The 1,555-nt window shown below is 60.6% G+C and carries 2 protein-coding genes; both read right to left on the bottom strand.

Annotated elements, in window-relative coordinates; all coding sequences use genetic code 11:
- A partial coding sequence (locus L107_RS11165; RefSeq protein WP_236550640.1) for a DUF4082 domain-containing protein occupies window positions 1–1,137 on the bottom strand: 1,137 nt, incomplete at its 3' end.
- A 4-nt stretch (window positions 1,138–1,141) separates the two neighbouring features.
- A partial coding sequence (locus tag L107_RS11160; protein ID WP_201295873.1) for a hypothetical protein occupies window positions 1,142–1,555 on the bottom strand: 414 nt, incomplete at its 5' end.

The raw sequence follows: 1,555 nt of genomic DNA, 5'->3' as shown, positions 1-1,555 counted from the left end.
TTTGCCTTCTTCTGCCGGCGTCAGGGTCAGGGTGTTGGCATTGGTGCCGATGGGAGACCAGGTGGTGCCGTTGCTGCTGGATTGCCAGGAGTAGGAGAAGGAGCCGTTGCCATCCGGATCGGCGGCTGTGGTGGTGGTTGTGAGGATCTGGCCGACGGCAGGCGTGCCTGCGATGGAGAAGGCGGCATCGCCGTCATCGACGAAGGGAACAGCGAGGGAGGGAACGGTGACGGATTCGGCAAAGCCCTGTCCATCGGTGTAGGTGACCAGGAGCCGGACCTGTTTGCCTTCTTCTGCCGGCGTCAGGGTCAGGGTGTTGGCATTGGTGCCGACCACCGTGCTTTGGGGAGCACTGAGGATGCCGAAGGGATCGGTGAAGGCATTGTCGTCGATGCCATCGAAGGCGACTTCGTTGGCGGGGTTGAAGAAGCCGTTGGTGGAGAAGTAGTTGTTGTCTGTGATGTAGGAGACAACGTAATCTGTGCCAGCGGTGACGGCAAGGGGTGCAGAGAGTGCGGCGGCCTGCCAGCCGGATTGTCCAGGGCTGGAGGTGAAGGTGGCGGTGGCGAGCAAGGCTCCATCGGAGCGGCGCCAGAGGCGGCCGAAACGCACGTCGGTGTCGTTGGCGTCGGCGGCAGCGCGGTAGTATCTGAGTTCGGTGATTGTTCCGGCCTGGTTGGGACGGAACGTCATGCCTAGCTCGTACGTCGTATTGTCATTGAACAGCGAGCCGTTGAGCGGCAAAGCTGGATCGAAGAGGCTGACGGCAGTAGGAGGCGCCGTCACGATGACGGATGTTGCTGTAACCGATTCGGCAAACCCTTGGCCATCGGTGTAGCTCACCTGCACACGGACCTGCTGGTCTTGTTCTGCTTGGGTCAGCTTGTAAGTGCTGGCATTGGTGCCGATGGGAGACCATGTGCTGCCATCGGAGCTGGATTGCCAAGAGTAGGAGAAGGGGCCGTTGCCATTGGGGTCGTCTGCCGATTGAGTGGCAGTGAGCGTTCCGCCCACGGCGGGTGGGCCAGAGATGGAGAAGGTGGCTGCACCCCTGTTGACAGGTGGGAGAGCATCACCGGGGGCCAGGGTGACATCGACCCAGTAGTTGGCAGCCCCGAAGGTGTTGTTTGGAAGCACCAGATCAGTCCCGAGTGCTGGCATTGGTGCCGATGGGAGACCATGTGCTGCCATCGGAGCTGGATTGCCAAGAGTAGGAGAAGGAGCCGTTGCCATTGGGGTCGTCTGCCGATTGAGTGGCAGTGAGCGTTCCTCCCACGGCGGGTGGGCCAAAGATGGAGAAGACGGCTGCACCCCTGTTGACAGGTGGGAGAGCATCACCGGGAGCCAAGGTCACATCGACCCAGTAGTTGGCAGCCCCGAATGTGTTGTTTGGAAGTACCAGATCAGTCCCGACCCTGAAAACACCATTGCCGCCGATACCAGCGCCACTGACAACGCTGCTTTGAGGGGCACTGAGAATACCGAAGGGATCTGTGAAGGCATTGTCGTCGATGCCATCGAAGGCGACTTCGTTGGCGGGGTTGAAGAAGCCGTT

Source organism: Cyanobium sp. Copco_Reservoir_LC18 (genome assembly GCF_009834675.1).
Taxonomy (GTDB): Bacteria; Cyanobacteriota; Cyanobacteriia; order PCC-6307; family Cyanobiaceae; genus Cyanobium; species Cyanobium minutissimum.
This window is presented reverse-complemented; position numbering and strand designations above follow the sequence as displayed.